Here is a 1,086-nt window from a genome sequence, read left to right on the forward strand (position 1 = left end):
CAGTAACGCCGTACGAGAAGGTTGAGGAGCTTAAAAAGGAAATGCTGAGCGACGATGCGTGGAGACAGATAAAGGCCGTCCGCGAGGGCAACGTCGTAATACTGAGGGCCGACATGGGGAAGGATTCTTTCCTCCGCTGGAGCCCGAGGATGGCCGTTGGAATCTGGGTCATCGGAAAAGCCATCTATCCCGACTACTACCCCAACTGGGAAGACAAAGCGAAGGAGTTCGTCCAGACGTTCTATCCCTTCCTCTCCTGATTTCCATTTTGAGGTGGAAAAATGATAGCGGTCTTCCCTGCGAGCCTCGCGGAAATCGTCAAGCTGGTTGGAAAAGGGGACGAAATAGCTGGGGTAAACGAGGAAATCAGGCTCGACTATTGCCTCCCCGAGCTGAAGGACAGGCCAGTTATTGGCAAATACCTCAAGAGGACGAAGAAGACGTACTGGGACGTTCTTGAGGGAATAAAGCCGAAACTAATTCTCGACTTCAGGGTTGAGAACCTCCACTCCTCGGGCGAGCTGTACTCCTTTGCCGAACGGATTGGCGCGGATGTTCTTCTCCTCGACTTCTTAACGGTCGAAAACCTCATTGAAGGGAGCAGGCTGATAGCCGAAAAAACCGGCGGGGACTTCTCAAAGCTCGGCGGGTTCTACGAAAAGCACCTCGCGAGGATCGGAGAGGTAACCCAATCGCTTGAAGAAAAGCCGAGGGTGGTTATGCTCTACCGCGGGATAAACGTCGTAACTGGCACAAACGTAATAAGCGACGCGGTCGAGAAGGCCCACGCCGAGAGCCTCGGGAAGAGACTGAGAACGGAAAGGAAGGTCTATCCCCTCAAAAAGGAGGACTTCATCAGGCGTTTCAGCGATGCTGACCACCTATTCCTTTTGACGAGCGTTCTGACAAACCGGGAGAGGCTCAAAGGTATAAGGGACGAGATGCTTGACTCGGCTGAATGGAGGAGGGTTAAAGCCGTTGATGAAGGCAACGTCCACATATCTGGCTCGGCATTGGATAGGGAAAGCTTTATGCGGTGGAGTCCGCGTTTAATCCCCGGAATCTATCAGATTGGAAGGCTCGTCC

Annotated in this window: 1 protein-coding gene and 1 pseudogene; both read left to right on the forward strand. The window is 53.0% G+C overall.

Features of this window, described 5'->3' with window-relative positions; translation table 11 throughout:
- Positions 1 to 260 (forward strand): annotated as a pseudogene (locus MV985_RS00670) (ABC transporter substrate-binding protein); the annotation flags it as partial.
- Positions 261 to 281: 21 nt separating this feature from the next.
- Positions 282 to 1,086: hypothetical protein (locus MV985_RS00675; protein ID WP_297458083.1), on the forward strand; the 805-nt coding region annotated here is incomplete at its 3' end.

The organism is Thermococcus sp. (genome assembly GCF_027012695.1).
Lineage (GTDB): Archaea > Methanobacteriota_B > Thermococci > Thermococcales > Thermococcaceae > Thermococcus.